This is a genomic window from Alteromonas sp. Mac1 (assembly GCF_001562125.1).
GTDB classification, from domain to species: domain Bacteria; phylum Pseudomonadota; class Gammaproteobacteria; order Enterobacterales; family Alteromonadaceae; genus Alteromonas; species Alteromonas stellipolaris.
On sequence record NZ_CP013932.1, the window covers coordinates 49,184 to 73,615 of the forward strand.

Sequence of the window (24,432 nt, forward strand, 5' to 3'; positions counted from 1 at the left end):
GACCGGATTATCAACGGTGGGTTACTCTTTGTTAGGTGTATAAATTGGGCTAGGGAAAGGCATCACTTTATCAGACTTATTATCTAATTTAGTAATTTTGGCTGTGCCTTTTTTCCTCACCGCATCAATTCGAAGGATGTTATGCATAGGAATATACGTACTGGTAACATCTGCGAACTCTGATTTAAGCTTTTCATGGCTTGGATCTACCACTATGCCTGTGTGGGTGTCCCACACAAATTCCCCAATTTCCACAAATCCAAATAAGCCACTTTGAGAAAGTGATTTGACGTACACATCGTAGCGTTCGCCATTACTTATGAACTGTACTCGATACAAAGGGTCGGTTTTTGTCATGGGTTTATTAACATGTTGATGAATTAAAGGGCGTGAATTTTACAATGGTCTAGAAATACGGGCAATGGTCGAAAATCGTTAGGCTTAAACGTTACGGAATCGCTTGGGTAAGGTAATATGTAAAGACCTCAAAAATAGTGGAAATACAATGATAAAAAAACTATTACTTGGAAGTGCGATGACGGCGATGGCATTTGCTGCCACTGCGCATAACCATGAAACGACAGAAAATAGCTTTAACCCTGACACTCAGCGTATAAAGTCACACTTATTTTTCTTAGCCGATGACTTACTTGAAGGCCGTGATACGGGGTCTCGAGGGCATGAAATTGCCGCGTTATACATAGCGACAGAATTCGCAAAATACGGTTTAAAGCCAGCAGGTACAGAAGGCTACATGCAACAGGTAAGCTTCCGTAAAGCAAATCTATTGCAAGAGTCGCCAGAATTTACGCTTACTCGTAATGGCGAAAAAATTGATTTTGCTTACCCAAAAGAATATTTAGCAGGTCCTAGCTTACTTAGCGTAGATGCTAATGTTTCAGGCGAACTTGTGTTTGTTGGCTATGGCATAGTGGCTGACGAGTTGTCTCACAACGATTATGAAAATATCGATGTAGAGGGCAAAATTGTGGTTTCGCTAGCCGGTAAACCCAGTGATTTTCCTTCGGAAGAAGGTGCTCATTTTGCCTCAGGGTATCAAAAGCAAAAGTACGCCGCTGAGCATGGTGCAATTGGTATGATCACCATCACCACGCCTAAAAACGAAAAGGTACGTCCTTACCAAAGCCGCTTAAGCTATATTCATACACCGCGCATGGCTTGGTTAGATGACGAAGGGCAGCCAGCCAATACCTTCCCGCAAATTAAAGGTGGTGCGTATTTAAGTGAAGCTGCAGCAAAAACCTTATTTGAAGGGGCTGAGCGGGAACTTGTCGATATTTATGCCGATCTTGAGGCAGATAAAGTACCAACAGGCTTTGCATTACCTGGCACAGTAAGCTTAAGTAAAAAGAGCACTCACGAAGTAGTGACTAGCCCGAATGTTGTTGGCGTGCTTGAAGGTTCAGATCCAGCGCTTAAAGATGAATATGTCGTCTTTTCCGCGCACTCTGACCACATTGGTTTCGCGAAAACAGTCAAAAAAGACAATATCAACAACGGCGCTATGGATAATGCCTCTGGCACATCGGTAATGCTAGAAACTGCACGCTTATTCAGCGAAATGGACGTAAAACCTAAACGTTCGATATTGTTTGTATCGGTAACAGGTGAGGAAAAAGGATTATTAGGGGCAGATTACTTTGCTCGCAATCCTACCGTGCCGGTGACGTCAATGGTGGCAAACGTTAACCTTGATATGCCCATTTTAACCTATGAGTTTGCCGACGTAATTGCGTTTGGTGCAAACCACAGTGATTTGAAAGCGTCGGTTGAAACCGCTGCAAGTAATGCTGATATTTCATTAAGCCCAGATCCTTGGCCAGACCAAGCGCTATTTACTCGCTCAGATCACTACGCATTTGTTAAACAAGGCGTACCAGCAGTATTTTTAGTTCCTGGTTTAACATCAAAAGATCCCGAGGTAGATGGTAGTAAAGTGTTTGGTCACTTCTTATCAACGAATTACCACAAACCTAGCGACGATATTAACCAGCCATTTAATTGGAATGCTGCTGAAGCCTTTACCAAAGTAAATGCACAAATTGGTTGGACCTTAGCTAATCAAGAAGACAAACCGAAATGGAATGAAGGTGACTTCTTCGGTACTACCTTCAGTAAGTAACGAATCTTTATTCTAAATAGAAAAGCAGCATATATATATGCTGCTTTTTTTGTAGGTGAGTTTTGATCCCGTTACGAGATTTGAAAGCCCTTTGAGGTTAAGCATAGCCTGTATCGATGCCGCACTTGGAAATTGATGCTAGAGGATATTTAAACCTACATTTTTTTACTAACACAGAACTAGTAAGCTTTTTGCTACTCTAAATCAGGTATTACATGGAATTTTTACGTTTGAGTTATCAATTAGTAAAAAAGTATCTTCTAAATTTTTACTGGTAGCATTATGTTTCAGCACTTTATATTAACTCGCTTCAACCTTAGGAAAAAGGTTGGGATGAGACAAAATCTCAATCTAAAGTTTTAACCCACAGCTGGATGGAAAATAGATTAAAACTGTTTGAACAGTATTGTTATTCTTCGATGAAAGCTCAAAATAAAAAGGATTTTGAATGGTTAGTGTTTTTCGATAAAACTACACCACAAATTTTTCGTGAAAAAATTAGTGAGCTCTCTTCTAATTTTTCCAAATTCATACCTATTTATGCAGATGGAATGGACGATTTTTTACCGTCTATTACCAGAGAAATAAAAAATCGCCTTACAGAGCCTTATTTAATTACAACTAGATTAGATAACGACGACAGCCTTCATCAAGATTTTGTAAAAGAAGTACACAGTCAATTCTCTAAGCAAGAATTTAGGGTTATAGATTTTGTTGACGGTTATACACTGCAAGTTGCACCGCGGGTAAGGTTTGGTCAACATTCACATGTTCACAACCCATTTATGAGTTTGATTGAAAAGAGTGAAAACTTTAAAACAATATGGACTCAAGAAAGGCATGGCTATTGGCGCAGTGTAAAAGAAGTTACCCCTGTTCGTGGTAAAAGGTTGTGGATGTCAGTAATACACAGTGAAAACAAAGCAAATGAATATAAAGGCTATGGTAACGTAGCAAAGAGCGCTATTGATTCATTTAATCTGAACCCACAAGCATTAGAAAATTTCAAATCTAATGCAGAAAATCTTCATTTAAATAGAGCGGGCGCTTTTAAGCATAAGCTAAAAACAAATTGGAAAGTTAACTTCAAGTTATTAGAGAGAAGGTTATTTTCTTAGTTATTTATTGTAGATGAAAATAAATAAATAAAATCTAATCTAATTATTTAACCTACACAAATCAAAAAGGCGCTGTATTAAAATTAAAGCGCCTTTATTTAATCCGTGATTTGCCTTAAATAAACATCTGCTTAAAAGCAGCCCACTGTTCATTGAACTGTTCGGTTGGTTTACGGGTGAAACCACTTCGAATAAACAAGTTAATGCGGCCATCGGTGTAACAAATAAGCATATTAGCAATTATCGCTTCATCGGCTGCTAGGGTTTTTCCTTCACGCAACTTGCGCTCACGTAGCACCTGCTTAAGCTGAGTCTCAAGTCGTTCAAAGAGTTTTGCAATACGCGCACGCAATCTGTCTTGCTCACCCATCAAAGCATCACCGTTTAATATACGAGTAATGCCTGGGTTCTTTTCGGCAAAGCCTAAAATGAGGTGAAGAATAAGCTGACATCGAGTAAGCGAATCTTTTTCTTCGTTAACTATTTTATTAATGCGGGTAAACAAGGTTTCTTCGATGAACTCAATGAGTCCTTCGAACATTCTGGCTTTACTTGGGAAGTGGCGATATAACGCCGCTTCTGAAACGCCCACTTTTTCAGCTAATTTTGCTGTAGTGATACGTTGACCAGGGTTTGTTTCCAACATTCCCGCTAGGGCTTGCAGAATTTGGGCTCTGCGATTTGTTTTTTTGACAGCAGGCATGATGAGAGTAATTCCTCCGCAACCGGACTTAAGAGGTCCGTTCCATGTTAAGTTGGCTCAGGCCAAATCGTTATTATGAGTTCTTGTTATTATCGACACGCAGAATACTTGTATTAGCGTATATCGTTATTTTTATTTTTGAGTGATGTTCTAAGCTTGGCTATTGAACAATATTCTTACTGTTAAATCGATTCGCAATAAGTAGTAACAATGCTTCAGCTAACTTAGGTTTTGTGGTGGCAGGTAAGTGTTTATCGCCATCGTCCCAAATTACATGTAACGCATTATTGTCGCTATTAAAACCAAGTCCGTCTGCAGTTATGTCATTCGCCGCAATCATATCAAGCTTTTTGTTTTTCAGCTTTCCACGGGCGTACAATTCCACATCTTGGCTTTCTGCGGCAAAACCAACACAGAAAGGTTTGTCAGTTCGCATTGCAATCGTTGCTAGAATATCAGGGTTTTTAACAAAAGTAAGTGTTAACTCATCACCGATTTTCTTAATTTTATTTTCGGCAACCTGAACCGCTTTATAATCTGCTACCGCAGCTGTAGCGATAAAAATATCGGATTCAGAAACCGCTTGCTCGCATGCCGCTAACATTTCATCGGCGGTAGCCACATTAATACGCTTACAACCATCAGGTGTTGGTAAGTTTACTGGGCCTGCGATAAGGGTAACGTCGGCGCCTGCTTTAATGGCCATGTCAGCAATAGCAAAACCCATTTTTCCTGAACTATGATTGGAGATATAACGGACAGGATCCAGTGGTTCTCGGGTTGGGCCTGCTGTAATAAGGATGTGCTTGCCCGATAAAATCTTATCATTTGGCGCACTTAAGCTTCTGTTAATGGTTGAAGCAATTTCTACCGGCTCCACCATGCGGCCTGAGCCTACATCACCACAAGCCTGCTCTCCATCAGCTGGGCCAATAAATAATGCGCCATGCTGCGTCAAGATGCCTAAGTTCACTTGCGTTGCTGTCGCTTTCCACATTTGCTGATTCATTGCAGGGGCAATAAATATTTTCGCTTCTGTGGCCAAGTACAAAGTGGTGAGCAAGTCGTCAGCCAATCCATGCGCCAGCTTAGCCATAATATTGGCTGTAGCGGGGGCGATAAGCAAAACATCTGCCCACTTAGCCAATTCAATGTGACCCATCGCCGCTTCTGCAGCGGGGTCTAGCAAATGTTGGTGTACCGGGTTACCTGAAACCGCTTGTAACGAAAGAGGGCTTACAAATTCAGCCGCAGAGCCTGTTAGTACTACCCGTACATTAGCGCCTAACGCGGTAAGCTTACGCACTAAATCTGGAGTTTTATAAGCGGCAATCCCACCACTAACACCAAGCAGAACATTTTTATTTGCTAAAGACATATTTGAAACATCATTTTTTACATAACCTAAGACTATCATGATGGCTATTTTTGCGGTAGCTGAACAAAAGTACACTCACTATTTCAAACGCACCTATGAGTAAGGCATTTCAACAAGAACTCGCCCAATGATCAGTCGATTATAAATAGACTACTGCGCTATAACCCTATATTCATTTTGTGTGTGAGAAATTAATAATGTCGATAAAAGTGTGGCCTATTAAAGAACGGCCAAGGGAAAAACTACTTTATTATGGTGCTGAATACTTAAGTGACGCTGAGTTAATTGCCGTTATGCTAGGCGCTGGAGTAGCAGGGAAAACGGCATTAGGTTTGGCCAGAGATCTGTTAGAGAAAGTGGGATCGCTACGAGGCGTGGTTGCGGCAAATGAATCAGAGTTTACCGATGTGAATGGTCTCGGCGCCTGTAAATTTGCACAATTTCAAGCCGCTTTTGAGATATTTAGGCGTAATTTAGAAATCCCACTTGCTAGACAAGACGTATTCAATAATGTGGATGATACAAAGCGTTATTTGCAAGCAAAACTACGGGACTGCCAGCAAGAAAAATTTTTGCTATTAATGTTAGACAGCCAGCATCAACTCATTGCATGTAGAACCATGTTCACAGGTACCATTAATAGTGCGGCGGTATATCCTCGAGAGCTTTTAAAGCAAGTGATGAAAGATAATGCAGCGGCCGTGATCTTAGTTCATAATCATCCCTCAGGCGTGGCAGAACCGAGTCAAGCAGATATTAGGCTGACCGGGGAGATCCAGAATGCTATGGCAATGATCGACGTTTCTGTTCTAGATCATTTTGTGGTCGGAGACACGGAAACGGTTTCATTTGCCCAGCGAGGCCTGTTAACATAGAAATTGTTAGTCATTCATCGAATATAATCTAGTCAAATCGTTGAAAATGATTTAGCATGTGACTCTAATGGGTAAATTTTCTGAAAGGACTAATATGAAAAAGTCAATTATTGCATTGTTTGCAGCAGCAGCTATGTCTGCTGGTGTTAGCGCTCAAGACGCCGAAGGCGGAGCTGGATCTACAGGGCTTGGTGCTGTTACTGCTCCAGTTGTAGCTACTGCTGCTGTGGTAGCTGGCGTTGTTGCTGGTGTTGTTTCTAATAATTCATCAACTACTCCAGTTGAAACAGTTACATCGTGTGAAGGCGATGATCCGTTAGTAGACGGTGTTTGTGTTGGTACTACTGAAACAGTAACTGTTACAGGTACTGCAACTGCTACTACAACTATCACTGTTCCAGTGACATTTACTTACGCACCGACCGTACAGTAATAATAAATAGTTTCGAAAAAGCCGCTTTCATTAGCGGCTTTTTTATTGATGCAAAGAAAGTGTTCTTATTACTAAATAATAGTTGTCGAAATTTTCAATGAAAACATCCCTATTACTGATTGTTATCAGCCTGCTATCTCTTCTTGTTTCTGGGTGCTCCTCCACCGTTAATGCCTATATTAAAACCATTAGTCTTGCCCTTGAGGATCGCACCGTTTCCTACACCGTAGATGAAATAGCGGCAAGTAAAGCAGACTTACTACAGATTAAAGCGGGTGGGCGTGATGCTGCTTCACTTGCTCTTGCCTATATTGATGGTGATAAATACCGCTGGGTATCAGGCGATAAAGTTATTTTCACCATGCATCATGGCGTGATAGTTCGCACCGAAGGGCTAGATAATGAGCTGTATTATACGGGGAATTTAAAGCATAACCCATTAGCCAGTAACGATGTACTAGCCTACTCATGGCAAAGAAAACTCGACTTAGAAAACGTAGGTTATGGGCTACCGGTTAGTTCTACATGGCGAGTGCACGGTGAGGAAACTCAGACTTATCTAGGTACTACTTTCACGGTCACTAAAATAACGGAAACTGTTATTTTTCCAGAAACCACGCCTTTTATAGACACTAATTTGGAATGGAAAAATACCTACTACCTTGAAGCCAAATCAAAACAACTTTTAGCCTCTACACAAAAGTTTAGCCCACAAGGTGATGTATACGACATGGTCTATTTAAGTCGAGTAGTACGTTTAATTAAAAGTAAGGAGCAGTAAATAAAATGAGATTTTTTATTACCTTACTAATGAGTTTTTGGCTTTTACTATTTACCGCGTCAGTATCTGCCCAAGTGACCATCATAATAAATAAGCAATCTTACGAGTTTGCGCAGCCCATAAGGCTTAACAGTGTATTGTCAATTGTGGCTGAATCTGGTGATTGGTATTGGCCAACATCAGGTATTTACAACTTGAATGACGCTTATGCTGAGCGAGAAAAAGGCGCTGTTTTATCAGAAATTCGTATGGTTTTAAAAAGCTACAATTCGAACAGTGATACATACCGCGCGTTAGAGAGCCTCTATCAGCAGGTATCTTCTTGGACAGTATCTACTCGTGTTATCACGCCAATATCCTATAACCGTGCACGTTTGATTGCTGAAGAAAACCCTATGTTCCAACCAGGACGATATTTGCTTCGCATTAGTCCTCGTCCGTCAGTTGTGCATTTTTCAGGGTTAGTTATTAAGCCTGGCGCTTATAGACACGGTGATGACCTTTCTATTTTTTCTACCGCTAAGTCAGTCACTAAAGCCTCCGATGCTGATAAAAGCCATGTTTTCGTGATTAATCCAATGGGCGAGATAGAGAAACGTGGTATTGCCTACTGGAACATTGATTACTCGCAATTAATGCCAGGCAGCCAAATTTATGTACCCATTACAGGGCAGATATTCAGTTCAACGTTGGATGCACTCAATACCCGCATCGCAAACTTAGCAGTACATAGGATCCTTCCTCAATGAGCGCTTTTCCTTATAAGAAAACATCTTTAGCACTCATCATTAGTGCATCAGCCTGTCCCGCTTTGGCTGATACAGATAACATCGACACCGAGTTTCGGGTTACTCCTTCGCAAATGGTGCAAGGCGGTAACGGGCTTATTCAAACCCCTACAGCGCGTATGCGTGAAGAAGGGGGATTAGCAATAAACTACACCGATAACGGTGAATATCGCTTTTGGTCAGTAAACCTACAATTATTCGATTGGATGGAAGCGACTGCTCGCTATACCGACGTGCGTACACAATTTTATAGTGATGTTGAATCGTTCAGTGGCGATCAAACCCTTAAAGATAAAGGCTTAGATGTAAAATTTAGGCTGTGGAAAGAAGGCTACTACACGCCAGATATTTCGGTTGGTTTTCGCGACTTTGGCGGTACAGGATTCTTTGAAAGTGAATATATTAACGCGAGTAAATCGTTCGGACCTTTTGATGTTCATTTAGGATTAGGTTGGGGCTACTTAGGTACGGCAGACGATATCACTAACCCACTTTGTGAGTTTAGAGACAGTTACTGTGATCGACCCACAGGGTTTTCTGGTCGCGGCGGAAAGGTTGATTACGATCAGTTCTTTAAAGGGACAACGGCCTTTTTTGGTGGTATCGAATATCAAACACCTTGGGAGCCATTAACGCTTAAGCTTGAGTTTGAAGGTAACGATTACTCTCTAGATAGAGCTGGCGAGTTGGAGCAGGATTCTCGCTGGAATGTGGGTGCGGTGTATCGCTGGAAAGAATTTGATTTCAGTATGAATTATCAGCGCGGAAACACGTTTGGTTTCGGCGTAACCTATCGCTTCAATATGAATACCATAAGCCAAGTTAAGTACGATAAGCCACCAAAAACATTAATGGCTAGGGAAGTACCAAATACTATCGATAAAGTCGATAAGTCACGCTTGTATAATACGCTTGTGCAGTCTGGTGGCTTTGCATTGTCCGACGTTAATATTGAAGAAGACAAAGCTGTATTTTATGGCACGCAGTTCGTTTACCGTAATCAAGATGAAGCGATTGAGCGCATAGGACGCATTGTTGCCTCAGAGCTTCCTGATTCGGTGACGGACTATCACATTGTTGAAAATAGTGGTGGTCAGCCTATGGTTGATACCATAATAGATGCTGAACAATTTATAGCGGCAGCACGCTATGAGTCGATAGATGCAGACATCACCACGTCTTATGCGCGATCAACACCTTCTAAAGAGGTGATGGATGCTTATGAGCCCACGAATACCCACGGGTTGTTCTATAGCGCTAATTTCTTCTGGACACAATCATTTGGTAACCCCGAAGATTTTTATTTGTATCAAACAGGCTTAATATTAAGCTCAGGGTATGCATTTAACAATAAGCTATCTGTTATGGGCAGTGCTCGGGTTACCTTATTAGATAACTTTGATAAATTTAACTTCTTGGTTGATAACGAAGAAACCGTATTACCACGAGTAAGAACACGCGTACGGGAGTATGTGTCAGAAAATCCTATTGGGCTAGATACGGCTTTCGTTCACTATAAAGACAGTATTAGTGAAAATGTATTTGGGCAAGTCTACGGTGGATATTTAGAAACGATGTTTGCTGGTGTCGGTGGTGAAATTTTATACCGTCCTGTCGATAGTAGATTGGCATATGGGTTTGACATAAACTATGTGAAGCAGCGTGACCCTTATAATCAATTGTCAACTCTAGATTACGATGCTATCACCGGCCATGCCAGCGTTTATTGGCAACCTGAAATGCTTAAAGGTACCCAATTAACCGTCAGTGCTGGCCAATTTTTGGCAAAAGACAAAGGCGTTAATATCGATTTCGCAAAACGCTTCGATAGTGGAATTGTTGTAGGTGCGTATGCAGCTTTCACCGATGTCTCATCTGAAGAATATGGGGAAGGTAGTTTTACCAAAGGCTTCTATATCTCAATTCCTTCCGACTTGTTCTTACTGCAACCTTCGAAGGGGCGAGGAACATTCCCATGGGTGCCAATCTCTCGTGATGGCGGACAAATGTTAGGGCGGCCAGTAAGACTTATCGACTCCACGGCAGTACGCTCACCGTTTTACGATTAGCTAGTTAGGTAAGCACGGAGTAACGATTACTCCGTGCTTATTTTCATCGTAACTAAAGATTTTTTCCACAAGCTTTTGATAACATTAACAACGCGTTAATCGCTGCTTTCCTTTATTATTTCAATAATTTCAGTGGTTGAAATAGAGGGGGTTCGAGGCAGATAAACCACGTCGCATATATCCTTAAACTCATCAAATTTACCGTACCAGTCATCACCCATAACCAACACATCCGCTTTATGTTGAATAATGTAATCACGTTTCTTTTCTAAAGATTCTTCGGTAAAAATTTTGTCGACAAAGCGCAAGGATGCGAGTAATTCCTCCCTACTGTGGTAGGGATAAATAGGAGTCCGCCCTTTTTTACTTAAATTGAGTTCGTCTGAAGAAAGACCCACTATAAGTGCATCGCCTTCTGCGCGAGCACGTTTAAGAATTCTTATGTGACCAATGTGCAGTACATCGAATGTACCGAAGGTTATAACGCGTCTCAAAATGCCACCTGATTATTGTGTTGTAAGATATTCGGCAATGCGGTTGCTGCATTGACCATCAGTAATGCCTACCATTTCTTGCGTGATTTTTTTGCGATTTACGCTTAATTCCATCGGCTGTTTTAAGCACTCTACTATCAACATATTCGCTTGAAAAGCATTGCTAGCTCTATGTGATATCTGGTTAAACAGGGCGATATCGGGATCGAGTCGTTTCTTTAATCTGAAATTGAAGAGGCCTGAGTAATTCCAGCGTGTATGAAAAAAGTCGCACCATACGATTGGGCGATCTATCGAAGCAAATTCAAAAATAGCGGATGATGCATCAGAAAGCATAATATCGGCGATTTGCATGAATGGCAGTAGGTCAAAGTCTTTTGCATTTGCCAAGTACACATTTTCATAACGACCCCATGCTTCAACCCTTTGCTTTTGAGATTTGTATTTAGGTTTTGTCAGGCTAAAGAAATGAGGTTTAACAATAATATTTACGTTGCTCAGGGTTTCAGGCCAGTGTGGGGGAAAACACTCGATACTTGATGGGAAAAAGGTGGGCGCATACAGTACAGTAGGCTTGATGGAGTCTAGCCCCAATGCTGACAAATCAATAAGTTGTTCGGTTTCATTAAATATTGGGTCGAGTTTCGCGTAGCCTGAATTTATAAAGTGTCTATCAGGGTACATTTCTTTTAGTCGTTCAAGGCGACTTTCCCCTTCAACAAATCTAACATCGAAGGGAAATTCAGAGACATCGTAATAGCATGCTTTAGGGCCGATGCCGTGCAACATAAGCGCAAGGCGTGAAGTAATATGCTTTTTTTGTTCGGCATTAAAATAAGGTCGATTTCCGAATACAATCCAGTCAGCGTTACTTTTGCTGTAAAGGGACAGTGTTTCATCTTTATTTGAAATAAATTGAAATTGAAAGCCTTCTTTCTCTATGACTTCCTGTTTCAAAGCATCTAAACCAAGTTCTTGGTGTAAAACGAACTCGCATAAAACACCCGCTTTTAACAGTGTACGGGCCACAGGTATATATTGGGGAAGGTAGTAAAGGTGTTGTACATCAAAGAGGACTTTACCTAGCATTTGAAACGCTCCGACATCGCGGCGGCAAAGTTATTAAACAGACGCACCGTCAATTATTATTATTTTTATTGCGTATAATCTGCGTTTAACGCAGTATAGCGCGCGTTCGTAAAACAGTAACAGAGATTAAGCGCGATGACTTTACACTTAAGTGTAATTTTTTAGCTCTTTTTAAAAATAATCGTTATTTTTGACTAAAAATGTGACAAAAATTGAGCTTTTTTCCTTTTCTTATTGAAATTGGGATCTGTTTGCTGTATAAAATGCGCCCTCTAATTTATAGTAATACGTCATTTGATCCAGTGACCTTTTGATAGGTGGAATCGATTGACGCGACAGTTATCGTTGTTCTGGAGACAAATCAATGTCAAGAGTATGTCAAGTAACAGGTAAGCGCCCTACGGTTGGTAATAACCGTTCGCACGCAAGAAACGCGACTCGTCGTCGTTTTTTACCAAACCTTCACTCTCACCGTTTTTGGGTTGAGAGCGAAAACCGTTTCGTTAAGCTACGTTTATCTGCTAAAGGTATGCGTATCATCGATAAAAATGGTATCGATTCAGTACTAACTGACATCCGTGCCCGTGGTGAGAAAATCTAAGGAAGCCTACAATGCGTGATAAAATTAAATTAGTTTCTTCAGCAGGTACAGGTTTCTTCTACACCACTGATAAGAACAAACGTAACATGCCTGGTAAAATGGAGATCAAAAAGTTTGATCCTGTTGTACGTAAGCACGTTATGTTCAAAGAGGCCAAAATCAAGTAATAAACTTGCTTTTGTCTCCACGAAAACCCAGCCTTTGCTGGGTTTTTTGCTTTTCTGAGTTTGAAAATATTGCTGCTGGAATGTGACGGTCTCAGGCATTACCATACAAGCTATATTCGTTAAATAGGATTGCTGGTGGCAAGACTCTCACAACGCGCGATGAACAATGTGGTTATTGTGGCTATGTTGGTCATGATTGCGCTTTTTAATTTAGACAGCTTCCTGCCTAAACGTGCCGTTCCCGAATTAAGGCCGCTACTGCCACCTGACGCCTACGTACTTAAAATAGAGCATGCCAGTAGCAAGTTAGAGAGAAATGGTCAGCAGTGGCGTCAAGTGTCCTCTAAAGGGGCCTTGCCTGTATCAGCACAGGAGCAAATTGCAGCGTGGCAAGCCGCTCAGCTTAAAACGGCGTCTTTGGTAGACAACGCATTTCAGTCAATTGAGCCCATAGTGGTGGTTATCTGGCTAGCAGGGCAAGCGAATGGCCATGTCTTTGCGTTTTATAACAATACGCAGCCGGTTACTGTAAAATACAACGGCCTTTGGTACACCCTTGAAAATACTGAACTGAACGCGCTTCTTCCATGGCTTAGTGAACCCGCTAATTAATTAAGCGTATTAGCCTAGTCACTACTGTCAGTGACCGGTGACGCTTAACCAATCTTCATTGCAACGAACTAGACAACCCAAAGCTGGAGGGGAAAATGCCTGAGTTACCAGAAGTCGAAGTAAGCCGTTTGGGCGTATCCCCTTATCTGCTAAACGAAACTATAGACAATATTATTGTGCGCGAACGCAGAATGCGCTGGCCTATTCCCGAAGACGTGGCGTTAGCTATCGGACAAAAGGTGATAGCCGTTAAGCGTAGAGCAAAATACCTCATGATCGAAACCGAAGCGGGTACGCTTATTTTGCATTTAGGCATGTCGGGTAAATTGCGGGTTATTGATGCGTCTACACCTGTTGCGAAACATGATCATGTTGATATTGTGATGGCGACAGGGAAATGCTTACGTTTTAACGATCCTAGGCGCTTTGGGGCCTTCTTATGGCAACCCCCGGGCGAGGCCTTGAAATTACTTGCTAACCTAGGACCAGAGCCGTTGACTGACGATTTCGATGATGCGCGTTTGTTCGCTTTATCTAGAGGCAAAAAAAGTACCGTGAAAAACTTCATCATGGACAATGCAGTTGTGGTGGGCGTAGGGAATATTTATGCCAATGAAGCTTTATTTTTAGCGGGTATCGACCCAAGAAGAGAAGCAGGGAAAGTCAGTAGCGCTCGCTACAAAAACCTTACGCAAATTATTAAGCAGGTATTAGCAAAAGCGATAGAGCAAGGCGGCACTACACTAAAAGATTTTGCGCAAACTGATGGGAACCCTGGCTACTTTGCACAGCATTTGAATGTGTATGGAAGAAAAGGAGAGCCGTGTGAGGTATGCAAAACAGAAATACAAAGTAAGGTGATTGGCCAGCGAAATACGTTCTTTTGTAAACAGTGCCAGCGCTAGTTTTAGTGCACACTAGATAGAACACGTTAGATAAAACAGACTGAGCTCAATAGGCATGTTGAGCGCAGTGTGTTTAACATTTTTTATTAAAGCGTTTTAGTCTTCTCGGCGCAGTCTATCTTGCAATGCTTGATCGACCACCGGATGGCAAAAACCACCTACCTTACCTCGATGCAGTGCAACTTCTTTTACTAACGTAGATGATATAAAAGAGTTTTCTTCTGCTGGTGTCAAAAACACACTTTCTAATTTTGGATTCAAACGGCGATTCATATTTGCTAGCTGAAATTCGTATTCGAAATCAGATACCGCACGTAATCCGCGAATAAGAATGGTGGCTTTTTGCTCATCGGCAAAATCTGCAAGTAAGCCCGTGAAACCCATCACTTCTACGTTAGGTAAATCGGCGGTAACCTTACGAATCATTTCCACTCTCTCATCAAGGGTGAACAATGGTTGCTTGTTGGGGTTAGCGGCAATTCCAACTATTACATGAGAGAAAAGCTGTGATGCCCTTTCTATCAGGTCTGCGTGCCCATTAGTAATGGGATCAAAAGTGCCTGGATAAAGTGCTCGTGTATGCATGTTAATCTAATCTTTATAGTTGTAAGGCAACAGTATCGATAAATATGGGTAGATGCAATTGCAATTCAGTTGCTTCTGTAACCCTCTAAACAATACTGCCAGTCATCTTGTGTCCAGTAAAACTGAGTATTCAAGCTTTTCTCTTTGTTTAAAGAACGTAGTAAACGAGAGAGGTTATCTTTCTTCCAATGATTGCCTCTACGCTGGTGGCAGCGATCAAAATCTATCAGCCAAATATTACGTTCGTTATCCATCATAATATTTCTGATGTTCGCATCGTGATGATAAATTTGGCAGGCATGCATTTTAGCCAAAGCTTCACCTACGGCATACCAGTCTGCTTTAGTTAATGGCTCGCGGGTAAGCATGTGATGCAAGTCTTGGCTTGCAGGGATATTCTGGGTAATAAGATTACCGCGATAAATAAAGCCTCTACGGTGTATATGGGCACCAACCGGAACCGGAACGCGCAGGCCATGCTCTCGCATTTTGGCGAGCAAGCGAAACTCTTCAAATGGCCGGGAACGTTCAACGCCTAGAAAAAAGTACTGATCACTTAAGCACTTTCCTACTAGGCCACCCCGTCTAAAATGACGAAGTACCCAATGCTGCGTATCATGCTCAATAAAAATAGTGGTACCACGACCCTTGGCCTCACCGGTAATTTTATTCTGAAATAGCCAAAATTCATGGCTGAACATATCTACGCTAGGTTCAGTCATTAACTTATCGTTATATAAGAAGTGATGCCCTGCACCTAAGTCTCGTCGTATTATCGCCATGACGCCTGTTACTTATGGTAAAATTTACCATTCTAATGAATTATTTCGGCATTTCAGCAACGAGAGAGCATTTGTGGGAAAAAAGATTTGCTTAATGCGTCTATCTGCTATTGGTGATGTTTGCCATGCAGCCGCTATGGTAACACGTATTCAAACCCATTGGCCTGACGCTGAGCTAACTTGGGTCATTGGCAAGGTAGAGTATCAACTGGTTAAACTAATGCCGAATGTGCGCTTTATCATTTTTGATAAAAAACAAGGCAAAGCAGCGGTTGAAAGCTTAAAAAATGCAGTGAAAGGTGAAACCTTCGACGCATTGCTAATGATGCAAGTTGCCCTACGCGCGAACATGGCCTCTAGAGTTATAAAGGCGAAGCGCAGAATTGGTTTCGACTGGGCCAGAAGCAAAGAACTGCATTGGTTATTCGCGAACGAGCGCGCAGCGCCACGCCAACATTCTCATGTGCTCGACGGTTTTATGGATTTTGCCGACGCGCTAGGCGTGCCAAAAGTCGCTACGCCATCATGGAATATCCCTGTTAGCGAAGAAGATGAACGCTGGGGTGAAGAACAGGCCGCAGCGCTAGGCGACTATGTGGTTATTGCGCCTGCCGCCAGCAAAGCCGAACGTAACTGGCTTCCCGAAAGGTATGCTGAAACCGCTGATTATTTATCGCAACAAGGTAAATCTGTCATATTGGTGGGCGGTCCAGGAGATCTCGATAAAACCACTGCCAATGCTATTTTAGCGTGTAAGCCCACCATTAAAGCCGACTTTACTGGCAAAACTAGTCTTCACCAATTATTGGTATTGTTAAAGCACGCAAGTTTAGTACTTGCGCCTGATACCGGCCCTGCTCACATGGCAACCACGGTAGGCACGCCCGTTATTGGATTGTATGCCCATTCAAACCCTATTCGCACTGGTCCGTATAACAATATAGATAACACGGTCTCCGTGTACGATGAATGTATTGAAAAGCAAAAAGGAAAAAAGTGGGAACAATTACCTTGGGGAATTCGCGCAAAGGGCGATAACTTGATGGAAGGTGTTACCACAGATGCGGTATTCTCAAAAATTAATGCATTGCTTTAATGAATAAATACTATTTCTGGGAATTTCTTCTAACCGTTATCTACACTTAGCGTATACGCGCCAATTTTTCTAAGATATGGAGAGCGCCCTTTGGTGATTATGCTCGCATTGATTAAACGAATACGAGCTTTAACTAGCAATTCAGAGTACTCAGCACTGATGCTCAGCATGCTATTTTTAGCTTGTAGTCCCGTTGCTCTTGCACAACAGGCCGTTGTTGTCGCAAATGAGTCGGTGGATAACACATCCCTTACTCAATCAGAATTACGCCAAATATTTACAGGCCACAAACAATACTGGAGCAACGGAGAAAAAATCCATGTTGTTGTTCTTGAGGATGTTCACATTCTGCATAAAACCTTTTGTCGTGAAAATATACAAATGTTTCCCTATCAACTCTCTCGGCTTTGGGATCAACTTACTTATTCTGGTCAAGGAGTTACACCTACACGGGTGTCATCGCAAGAAGCCCTTCTCAACATGGTTGAGAATACGGTTGGCGCTATTGGATATGCTGATATCAGCAAAGTAAAAGATGTACAAGTTATCGAGGTGCGTGAACAATGAATAAGCAAGTGTTCGTATGGTTTCTACGCGCTGTTTTACTTACAGCTCCTAGTTCAATGGTCATGGCACAAGAAGAGCCCAAGTTTTCATGGCATGGCTACATAGCTCAAGGACTAACGCAGTCTATTGATAGCGATTTTATTACCGAAGATAATAATATTACTGGTGAGTTGTCTGAAGTCGGTATTAACGGCCATTATCGTTTGAATAGCAATTTATCAGTAGCGGGGCAGGTGGTTTATCTTGACGCAGGAAATAGGTTTGAAAAGGGTACAAGGTTAGATTATCTGTTTGTCGATTGGACTATCCCCGATGTGGCAGGGTGGCAAGCGCAAGTGCACATTGGCCGCTTTAAAAATACGCACTGGTTATATTCAGTCACTCGCGATGTCCCTCAAACTAGAGATACTACAGTTTTGCCTCAATCAATATACTTCGATGGTTTTCGCGATATTGCGTTAGGGAGTGATGGGCTGCAGGCAAAATTTAAGAAATACTCAACAGACAATATTTGGGAAGTAAATTGGAGTTACGGGCGTTCTCCGCTAAATGACGCCCAAAGAGACTTTTTCCTAGGTGACGATGCTCAGGGGAAAATAGAACAAGACTTTGTACATCAAGCCAGCGCATTTTGGCAACCTGCCACAATGGCGTGGAGAGTAGGCCTAAGTTGGCTTGAGTCCGATTTTGGATACACCGCAGCGCAGGAAGACAATCGGTTAGACGGCGGTGCGAATATCCGCAGGTTCATGTTCTCCATGCAATACTTTAGTGAAAAATGGCAATTTAGCAGCGAGCTAGTTAGAGAATTACAAGAATATAATGGTCTCTTCGCCCCTGATTATGTGGATAGGATCACCGGAGAAGGCGGGTTTGTTCAATTTAGATACTTATTCAACAACCGCTTTAGCGGCCTTATTGGTTACGACACCTATGTGAATAACAGCAACGATCCAAATGGCGAAGACCTTGAAATAAGTACTGGTGGCCTTGTTCCTTCTTATTTTGGTTATATGGATACAGTTACCGTTGGGGCAAGATGGGATATCTCACCAGGGTGGCGTTTACAGGCAGAGCATCACTGGGTTGATGGAGCCGCAAGAGTGGTAAGCTTGCTTGACCCTAGCATACGGGATCATTCACAGGAGCACTGGCGTATGTGGTCTGTACAACTTATGTATTGGTTCTAGGTTCAATCATGAAAGTGGAGATGTCGTTTACCACTAAAACCATCATTATGCTGATGGCGATGGTGCTTACCGTCACTGTGGTTATCTCTATGGTGCTCATTCGTGAGTCTGATTCAAGCTTGGTTTTTCAGCAGGAAGAAGAGCAACTAAAAAACCAACGTCGACTACAGCTTTTCGAAGATATTCTGCATAACCGTATGGTGTTGTGGGTAGACATGTTTAGCCACATAGAAATGTCGGAGCATCAGGATTTAGGCTACTTTTATGAAAATCTTCAGCGAAATCAGGAATACCTGATGCTGAACTTTCATGTGGAACAGCTGTATCTGTTTGACCGAAACGGCGTAGTGGGAGAGCAATCCACCCCCATTAGCGATTTTGTTCTAAAATTAGTGCGCAGTACGCAGCAGTCTCTTAGCAGCAGAGCCTTAATTCGCTGCGAGGACGTGTGCACTCATTATTTATCTGTGCCCATCATGACCGACGACGAGGTAGTACCTGTCGTTATTCTATCTGCTTCAATGCGTGAGCTTTTGTCATTGTTTAATCGCTCTACCGATGCCCATAAGGTCGTCATGGTTCAGCACAAGCAAAATGACAATAATAAACCCGCGTTAACCCTATCTAGCCAGCTTTCACAATCTAATCAAGACTATTTAACCGAGCTGATTGCCGCTTTTCCCAAAGAGTGGAGTGCAGAAAAGCTTGTGGTTAAAGGGCTTCGAGTGTCATTTCAGGGAAAAGAGTTATCGGTCAGCCTGTTACCCTTTGCCCATAGTATGACCGAGCAACCTTACCTCATGGTAGTGCAAGATATCTCTGCACTGGTAAATCAAAAAGAGCAATACGAATTACTGGTTATAGTAAGTGCGATTGTGCTGTTTATTCTGTTTTCATTACTTCTAAGGCTCTTTCTAAATCAATACCGTATAAGACTATTGGGCATCAGTGAGCGTTTACCCATGCTTGCCGACCACAAATTTGCAGAATACCGTAAACTGGTTGAGAAAAAGCATCACGCTTCGCTTTGGCGATTAAACGACGAACTTGATGTGGTAGAAGATGCTGCGAATGCCCTGGCAAAACAACTGGAAGACTTCGATGGCCAAATGGCGGTGAATACTGCCAAACTTGAAAAAATGGCCATGTTCGATGTGCTTACCGGCCTGCCGAACCGGAATATGCTGACCTTTCAAATTGAAAACCAACTTGCCCACTCAGCGCGAGACGATAGGTTGGTTGCACTGATGTTCATGGACTTAGACGACTTTAAAAAAGTTAACGACAGCTATGGTCATGACGTGGGAGATAAGCTTTTAAAAGCCGCGGCTATGCGGATATCGCGGCCTATTAGAGAAACTGATATTGCTTCACGATTTGGTGGTGATGAGTTCGTTGTATTGTTATCTAGCATCGAAAACAAAGAACAAGTGGAACACGTTGCGAAGAAAATCATTGAAGAGTTTGACCAGCCGATTGAAGCGGGTGGCATGCAATTTTACGTCTCTATTAGTATAGGTGTGGCCGTGAGCCGCCATGCCAGAGCTACGCCAGTGGAATTGTTACGGCATGCTGATATTGCTATGTATGAGGCAAAATCGAAAAAAGGGGCGGGCTTTAGAGTTTACGATGCCACCATGAACTTGAAGGTAATGAAAAAGGTTGAACTTGAAGCCGAAGCGCGGGTGGCGCTAAGAGAAAGTCAGTTCAGTTTGGCCTTGCAGCCTCAAATCGACTTGCGAACCAATGAATTAATAGGCTTCGAAGCACTACTTCGCTGGTATCACCCTGTTAAGGGGACCATATCACCGGCAGAGTTTATTCCTTCACTTGAAAACACCTCTTTCATGCTAGAGCTAGATTATTGGGTAATAGCCAAGGCCACTTACCTTATTAGAGAACTGAACGCGAATGGTTACCCTAATGTGAAGTTAGCGATTAACCTGTCTGCTGGGCAGTTTCTTGACCCCAGTCTTCCTGATTTTTTGCAGCAGCAAATTATTCGCAATGATATTTCACCATCCCAAGTGTGTTTGGAATTAACAGAAACCGTATTGGTCACCGACATTGAACGTGCAACCTCTATTATGCGTACTATTAGAGACATGGGGTGTACTTTGGCCATTGATGACTTTGGTACGGGCTACTCGTCACTCAGTTACTTAAAATCACTGCCCGCTGACTTTATAAAAATCGACCGTTCTTTTGTAGCCAATATCGTCGAGAATGCCGACGATAGAAACATCGTGCATTCAACCATTGCCATGGTGCGAAAAATGGGGTTAATTGTGGTAGCTGAAGGCATTGAAACAGCAGAGCAGTTTGAAATGCTATGTCACTTTGATTGTCAGATGGGGCAGGGGTATTTAATTAGTCGACCCATTCCAGAGCCAGACATTTGGACCACCCTAAGCAAGAACGTACACATGGGCATATGGGACAGTACGCGGTCTAACGAATAGGGCAGCCTAGCCAGCTAGATTTTTAGCCACAGCTAACAAGTGTGCTAAAAAGTTTACAGCTACAAGTTTTAATACTGTTAAAACGCCCCCTTCCTTGTGTAACCTTTATATCGCTTTCTTTAAAATACATTTTTTATTAATTTCGGAGTCTGACATGTCAGCGGCATTTATCTCTCACCTGCAAGCGCAAATTGAGGCCACTAAAGAAGATGGTCTGTATAAAAAAGAGCGCGTTATTACTTCACAGCAACAAGCAGATATAGACGTGGCCAATGGCGAGCATGTCATCAACTTCTGTGCGAACAACTATTTAGGTTTGGCTAACCACCCTGATCTTATCGCTGCGGCTAAAAATGGCCTTGAAACCCACGGGTTTGGCATGGCGTCTGTGCGTTTCATTTGTGGTACGCAAGACATACACAAACAGCTAGAAACCGAAATTAGTGGCTTCCTAGGTACCGAAGACACTATTTTATACCCTTCATGCTTCGATGCGAACGGCGGGTTATTTGAAACCTTGCTTGGCCCAGAAGACGCCATTATTTCTGATGCGTTAAACCATGCGAGCATTATTGACGGCGTGCGTTTGTGTAAAGCTAAGCGCTACCGTTATGCCAATAACGACATGGACTCACTGGAAGATCAACTTAAGCAAGCCATTGCCGACGGCGCACGATTTAAAGTGATTGCTACCGATGGCGTGTTCTCGATGGACGGTGTTATAGCCAACCTTGCAGGTATTTGCGACCTTGCTGAAAAGTACGATGCACTGGTGATGGTAGATGATTGTCACGCTACAGGCTTTTTAGGCGAAAACGGCAAAGGTAGTCATGAATACTGCGACGTAATGGGCCGAGTGGATATTTTAACTGGTACTTTAGGCAAAGCTATGGGCGGCGCATCAGGCGGTTATACGTCAGGCAAAAAAGAAGTGGTTGAGTGGTTACGTCAACGCTCTCGCCCGTACTTATTCTCAAACTCTGTTGCTCCACCTATAGTTTCGGCTTCACTTAAAGTATTCGAAATGATGAAAGATGGCGCAGCATTGCGTGAACAACTATGGCGCAATTCAGCCCACTTTCGTTCTCGTATGGAAGATGCTGGCTTTACCCTTGCAGGTAAAGATCACGCTATTATTCCTGTGATGCTAGGCGATGCGCGTGTTGCTAGCGAGATGGCAGACAAGCTACTTGAAAAAGGTATTTACGTGATTGGTTTCTCATACCCTGTAGTACCTAAAGGGCAAGCTAGAATACGCACCCAAATGTCAGCTGGGCATTCTATTGAACACGTAGACAAAGCCATTGATGCGTTTATTGAAGTAGGCCGTGAAATGGGAGTTATTGCATGAAGTCGTTAGTTAAAGCAAAAGCTGAAAAAGGCATTTGGCTTCAAGATACCCAAGAGCCTGAAGTTGGCCATAACGATTTATTAATCAAAATTCGTAAAACCGCCATTTGCGGCACCGACATGCACATTTACAACTGGGATGAATGGTCGCAGCAAACCATACCTGTACCTATGGTAGTAGGTCACGAGTACGTAGGTGAAGTGGTTGGCATGGGCCAAGAAGTACGTGGATTTGCTATTGGTGACAGAGTATCTGGTGAAGGCCATATTACATGCGGACATTGCAGAAACTGCCGTGCAGGCCGTCGCCATTTATGCCGCAACACCGAAGGCGTTGGCGTAAATCGCTCTGGTGCCTTCGCAGAGTATTTGGTTATTCCTGCGTTTAACGCATTTAAAATTCCCGATAATATTAGTGATGAACTGGCATCTATTTTCGACCCATTTGGTAATGCTGTGCACACCGCCCTTAGCTTCGACTTAGTGGGTGAAGATGTATTAATTACCGGTGCTGGTCCTATTGGTATTATGGCAGCTGCAGTGGCGCGTCACGTTGGTGCGCGTCATGTGGTTATCACCGACATCAACCCGTATCGCTTAGAGCTTGCTAGAAAGATGGGCGCAACTCGCGCCGTTGATGTTAGCAAGGAAGACTTGCAAGACGTGATGAACGAGCTTGGGATGAGTGAAGGCTTTGATGTTGGCCTTGAAATGTCGGGCGTACCGGTAGCCTTTCGCGACATGCTAAAGAAAATGAATCACGGCGGAAAGGTGGCAATGCTAGGTATTCCACCACAAGATGTATCGGTTGATTGGAACCAAGTTATTTTTAAAGGGTTAGTGATCAAAGGTATCTACGGTCGTGAAATGTTCGAAACCTGGTACAAAATGGCAAGTTTGCTGCAAAGTGGCTTAGATTTGTCGCCAATCATCACACATACCTTTTCGGTTGATGACTTTCAGAAAGGTTTTGATACCATGGGTTCAGGACAATCAGGCAAAGTTATACTGGACTGGCAATAATGACAGCATTTTCACACATTAGTGTACAAGACGTAGCAAACTTCAATGGCGATGTAGCCATTGTAGATATTCGTGACCCGCAATCTTTTGCTAATGGTCACATGCCAGAAGCGAAGCCGTTGAATAACGATAACTTCGCGGCCTTTGTAGAACAAACGCCAAAAGAAACCCCTGTGGTAGTAGTGTGCTATCACGGCGTAAGCAGTCAGCAAGCCGCACAGGTTATTGCCGAGCAAGGTTTTAACACCGTTTATAGTATGGACGGTGGTTTCGAAGCATGGCGATTAGGTCAGTCTGTGGTGTCTGAAAATTCGTGAGCCATCCTTTAATTGCTTTTCGTCAGCAAGGCGTGGCGCATTTACTGGCTAACTACTTAGGTAGCCAAAATATTCGCGCCACGGTTAAGCCTACTGAGGCGGGTGATGAGTTTGTTGTATTGTTGGCAGACGACAACGATGCACTTAAAGCCCGCGCCATAACTGAAGAATTTATTCAGCAACCCAATAATCCAAAATATCAGCAAGCGGCTTGGCAGCATGGTGAAAACGTTGACTTAGTGCCCTCTCGTCAATTCGACGCAAAAGGGGTTATTAACAACGCATTGGCAGTGCCTTTTACCAGTATAGTGTTTTTGCTTTGTGTATTGGTGTATGGGTTGTCGTTGTTGGGGTTATTCAGCCCTATCGCGCAACATTTACTTATGCAGCCACTTAGCGTGCTTGCTGAAAATCATGAGTGGTGGAGGCTACTAGGGCCTGCGTTTATTCACTTCAGCGCACTGCATATTATCTTCAATCTGCTTTGGTGGTGCATGTTAGGCGCCAAAATAGAAAGTACTTTTGGTAAAAGCATGCTGTTTGTGGTGTTTGCACTATCGGCCATTATCTCGAACGTGGCTCAAGCCATGTTTACTACGCCAGTGCAGGGTAACTTAATGCTGTTTGGTGGTCTTTCGGGTGTGGTTTATGCCGTTATGGGCTTTGTGTGGTGGTTAGGTTGGCTTAAACCTCAATGGGGCTTGTCGCTGCCGAAGTCGGTGATAGGTTTTATGCTGGTGTGGCTAGTATTAGGCTTTGCCGATATTCTGTGGGTAAATATGGCAAACGCGGCGCATACTGCGGGGTTAATTACCGGCTGTCTGTTAGCTGGGCTGTTAAGCCTTGGAGCCGATAAGCGAAAGCAGGGGCAATAGCGCCTGCTTTCTTATTAGCGAGCAACCGT

At 42.8% G+C, this 24,432-nt stretch carries 26 protein-coding genes; 19 read left to right on the top strand and 7 right to left on the bottom strand.

What is annotated here, in order from left to right; all coding sequences use genetic code 11:
* Window positions 1-21: 21 nt before the first annotated feature.
* Entirely contained in the window at window positions 22-357 is a 336-nt protein-coding gene (locus tag AV939_RS00220) for a DUF1820 family protein (RefSeq protein ID WP_057794972.1), read from the bottom strand.
* A 148-nt stretch (window positions 358-505) separates the two neighbouring features.
* Here AV939_RS00220 and AV939_RS00225 point away from each other — a divergent pair, with 148 nt between their 5' ends.
* The gene (locus tag AV939_RS00225; RefSeq protein WP_057794970.1) at window positions 506-2,143 is read left to right on the top strand and encodes a M28 family metallopeptidase; all 1,638 of its coding nucleotides are present in this window, start codon (window positions 506-508) and stop codon (window positions 2,141-2,143) included.
* Window positions 2,144-2,517: 374 nt separating this feature from the next.
* Window positions 2,518-3,261, top strand: coding sequence for a glycosyltransferase (locus tag AV939_RS00230; protein WP_231751146.1), 744 nt, complete (start codon window positions 2,518-2,520; stop codon window positions 3,259-3,261).
* Between the two features lie 115 nt (window positions 3,262-3,376).
* On the opposite strand, the gene slmA is transcribed toward AV939_RS00230, so the two are convergent.
* Both slmA and coaBC read right to left on the bottom strand, forming a co-directional pair.
* Window positions 3,377-3,964 carry a nucleoid occlusion factor SlmA gene (gene slmA, locus AV939_RS00235; RefSeq protein WP_057794968.1) on the bottom strand — a complete coding sequence of 196 codons (588 nt, stop codon included), beginning with the start codon at window positions 3,962-3,964 and terminating at the stop codon, window positions 3,377-3,379.
* A gap of 160 nt (window positions 3,965-4,124) precedes the next feature.
* Window positions 4,125-5,342, bottom strand: coding sequence for a bifunctional phosphopantothenoylcysteine decarboxylase/phosphopantothenate--cysteine ligase CoaBC (gene coaBC, locus AV939_RS00240; RefSeq protein ID WP_057796486.1), 1,218 nt, complete (start codon window positions 5,340-5,342; stop codon window positions 4,125-4,127).
* Window positions 5,343-5,539: 197 nt separating this feature from the next.
* Between coaBC and radC the strand changes: the two genes are divergently transcribed.
* The 5 genes from radC to AV939_RS00265 all read left to right on the top strand — a co-directional run bounded on the left by radC (window position 5,540) and on the right by AV939_RS00265 (window position 10,288).
* On the top strand, window positions 5,540-6,217 hold the full coding sequence (radC, locus tag AV939_RS00245; protein WP_057794966.1) for a RadC family protein: 678 nt from the start codon (window positions 5,540-5,542) through the stop codon (window positions 6,215-6,217).
* 94 nt (window positions 6,218-6,311) lie between these two features.
* Complete coding sequence (locus AV939_RS00250) at window positions 6,312-6,650, top strand: hypothetical protein (RefSeq protein WP_057794964.1); 339 nt, start codon at window positions 6,312-6,314, stop codon at window positions 6,648-6,650.
* A gap of 97 nt (window positions 6,651-6,747) precedes the next feature.
* Window positions 6,748-7,431, top strand: coding sequence for a YjbF family lipoprotein (locus AV939_RS00255; protein WP_057794963.1), 684 nt, complete (start codon window positions 6,748-6,750; stop codon window positions 7,429-7,431).
* Between the two features lie 5 nt (window positions 7,432-7,436).
* On the top strand, window positions 7,437-8,180 hold the full coding sequence (locus tag AV939_RS00260; RefSeq protein WP_057794961.1) for a capsule biosynthesis GfcC family protein: 744 nt from the start codon (window positions 7,437-7,439) through the stop codon (window positions 8,178-8,180).
* Complete coding sequence (locus AV939_RS00265) at window positions 8,177-10,288, top strand: YjbH domain-containing protein (protein WP_057794959.1); 2,112 nt, start codon at window positions 8,177-8,179, stop codon at window positions 10,286-10,288. Before AV939_RS00260 ends, AV939_RS00265 begins: the two co-directional genes overlap by 4 nt.
* A gap of 95 nt (window positions 10,289-10,383) precedes the next feature.
* Here AV939_RS00265 and AV939_RS00270 read toward each other — a convergent pair whose 3' ends face one another.
* Together AV939_RS00270 and AV939_RS00275 are read right to left on the bottom strand one after the other, a co-directional pair.
* The gene (locus AV939_RS00270; protein WP_057794957.1) at window positions 10,384-10,782 is read right to left on the bottom strand and encodes an adenylyltransferase/cytidyltransferase family protein; all 399 of its coding nucleotides are present in this window, start codon (window positions 10,780-10,782) and stop codon (window positions 10,384-10,386) included.
* Window positions 10,783-10,794: 12 nt separating this feature from the next.
* On the bottom strand, window positions 10,795-11,871 hold the full coding sequence (locus AV939_RS00275) for a CDP-glycerol glycerophosphotransferase family protein (protein WP_057794955.1): 1,077 nt from the start codon (window positions 11,869-11,871) through the stop codon (window positions 10,795-10,797).
* 364 nt (window positions 11,872-12,235) lie between these two features.
* Between AV939_RS00275 and rpmB the strand changes: the two genes are divergently transcribed.
* From rpmB to mutM, 4 genes are all read left to right on the top strand, one after another.
* On the top strand, window positions 12,236-12,472 hold the full coding sequence (gene rpmB / locus AV939_RS00280; RefSeq protein WP_013786149.1) for a 50S ribosomal protein L28: 237 nt from the start codon (window positions 12,236-12,238) through the stop codon (window positions 12,470-12,472).
* An 11-nt stretch (window positions 12,473-12,483) separates the two neighbouring features.
* On the top strand, window positions 12,484-12,639 hold the full coding sequence (gene rpmG, locus AV939_RS00285) for a 50S ribosomal protein L33 (RefSeq protein WP_013786148.1): 156 nt from the start codon (window positions 12,484-12,486) through the stop codon (window positions 12,637-12,639).
* A gap of 135 nt (window positions 12,640-12,774) precedes the next feature.
* Complete coding sequence (locus tag AV939_RS00290; protein ID WP_041452617.1) at window positions 12,775-13,251, top strand: hypothetical protein; 477 nt, start codon at window positions 12,775-12,777, stop codon at window positions 13,249-13,251.
* Window positions 13,252-13,346: 95 nt separating this feature from the next.
* Window positions 13,347-14,156, top strand: a complete 810-nt coding sequence (gene mutM, locus AV939_RS00295; RefSeq protein ID WP_057794953.1) for a bifunctional DNA-formamidopyrimidine glycosylase/DNA-(apurinic or apyrimidinic site) lyase — start codon at window positions 13,347-13,349, stop codon at window positions 14,154-14,156.
* 96 nt (window positions 14,157-14,252) lie between these two features.
* Here the strand turns inward: mutM and coaD are convergent, their stop codons facing one another.
* Both coaD and AV939_RS00305 read right to left on the bottom strand, forming a co-directional pair.
* Window positions 14,253-14,741 (bottom strand): pantetheine-phosphate adenylyltransferase, encoded by a 489-nt coding sequence (gene coaD, locus AV939_RS00300; protein WP_057794951.1) that lies wholly within the window; start codon window positions 14,739-14,741, stop codon window positions 14,253-14,255.
* A gap of 65 nt (window positions 14,742-14,806) precedes the next feature.
* Complete coding sequence (locus tag AV939_RS00305; RefSeq protein WP_057794949.1) at window positions 14,807-15,523, bottom strand: 3-deoxy-D-manno-octulosonic acid kinase; 717 nt, start codon at window positions 15,521-15,523, stop codon at window positions 14,807-14,809.
* Between the two features lie 94 nt (window positions 15,524-15,617).
* On the opposite strand from AV939_RS00305, the gene AV939_RS00310 reads away from it, so the two are divergent.
* From AV939_RS00310 to glpG, 8 genes are all read left to right on the top strand, one after another.
* Window positions 15,618-16,619 carry a glycosyltransferase family 9 protein gene (locus tag AV939_RS00310; RefSeq protein ID WP_061998132.1) on the top strand — a complete coding sequence of 334 codons (1,002 nt, stop codon included), beginning with the start codon at window positions 15,618-15,620 and terminating at the stop codon, window positions 16,617-16,619.
* A 168-nt stretch (window positions 16,620-16,787) separates the two neighbouring features.
* The gene (locus AV939_RS00315) at window positions 16,788-17,186 is read left to right on the top strand and encodes a substrate-binding domain-containing protein (protein WP_231701256.1); all 399 of its coding nucleotides are present in this window, start codon (window positions 16,788-16,790) and stop codon (window positions 17,184-17,186) included.
* The gene (locus tag AV939_RS00320) at window positions 17,183-18,376 is read left to right on the top strand and encodes a hypothetical protein (RefSeq protein ID WP_057794947.1); all 1,194 of its coding nucleotides are present in this window, start codon (window positions 17,183-17,185) and stop codon (window positions 18,374-18,376) included. Before AV939_RS00315 ends, AV939_RS00320 begins: the two co-directional genes overlap by 4 nt.
* Window positions 18,377-18,384: 8 nt before the next feature.
* Window positions 18,385-20,838: a bifunctional diguanylate cyclase/phosphodiesterase gene (locus tag AV939_RS00325; protein WP_057794945.1), complete on the top strand. Its 2,454-nt coding sequence runs from the start codon at window positions 18,385-18,387 to the stop codon at window positions 20,836-20,838.
* A gap of 154 nt (window positions 20,839-20,992) precedes the next feature.
* A complete protein-coding gene (gene kbl / locus AV939_RS00330; protein WP_057794943.1) occupies window positions 20,993-22,189 on the top strand; it encodes a glycine C-acetyltransferase in 1,197 nt (398 codons plus the stop codon).
* Window positions 22,186-23,211 (top strand): L-threonine 3-dehydrogenase, encoded by a 1,026-nt coding sequence (gene tdh, locus AV939_RS00335; protein WP_013786138.1) that lies wholly within the window; start codon window positions 22,186-22,188, stop codon window positions 23,209-23,211. Before kbl ends, tdh begins: the two co-directional genes overlap by 4 nt.
* Window positions 23,211-23,528 (top strand): thiosulfate sulfurtransferase GlpE, encoded by a 318-nt coding sequence (gene glpE, locus AV939_RS00340; protein ID WP_013786137.1) that lies wholly within the window; start codon window positions 23,211-23,213, stop codon window positions 23,526-23,528. The genes tdh and glpE overlap by 1 nt, the downstream gene beginning before the upstream one ends.
* Complete coding sequence (gene glpG / locus AV939_RS00345) at window positions 23,525-24,403, top strand: rhomboid family intramembrane serine protease GlpG (protein WP_061996732.1); 879 nt, start codon at window positions 23,525-23,527, stop codon at window positions 24,401-24,403. Before glpE ends, glpG begins: the two co-directional genes overlap by 4 nt.
* Window positions 24,404-24,432: the final 29 nt, after the last annotated feature.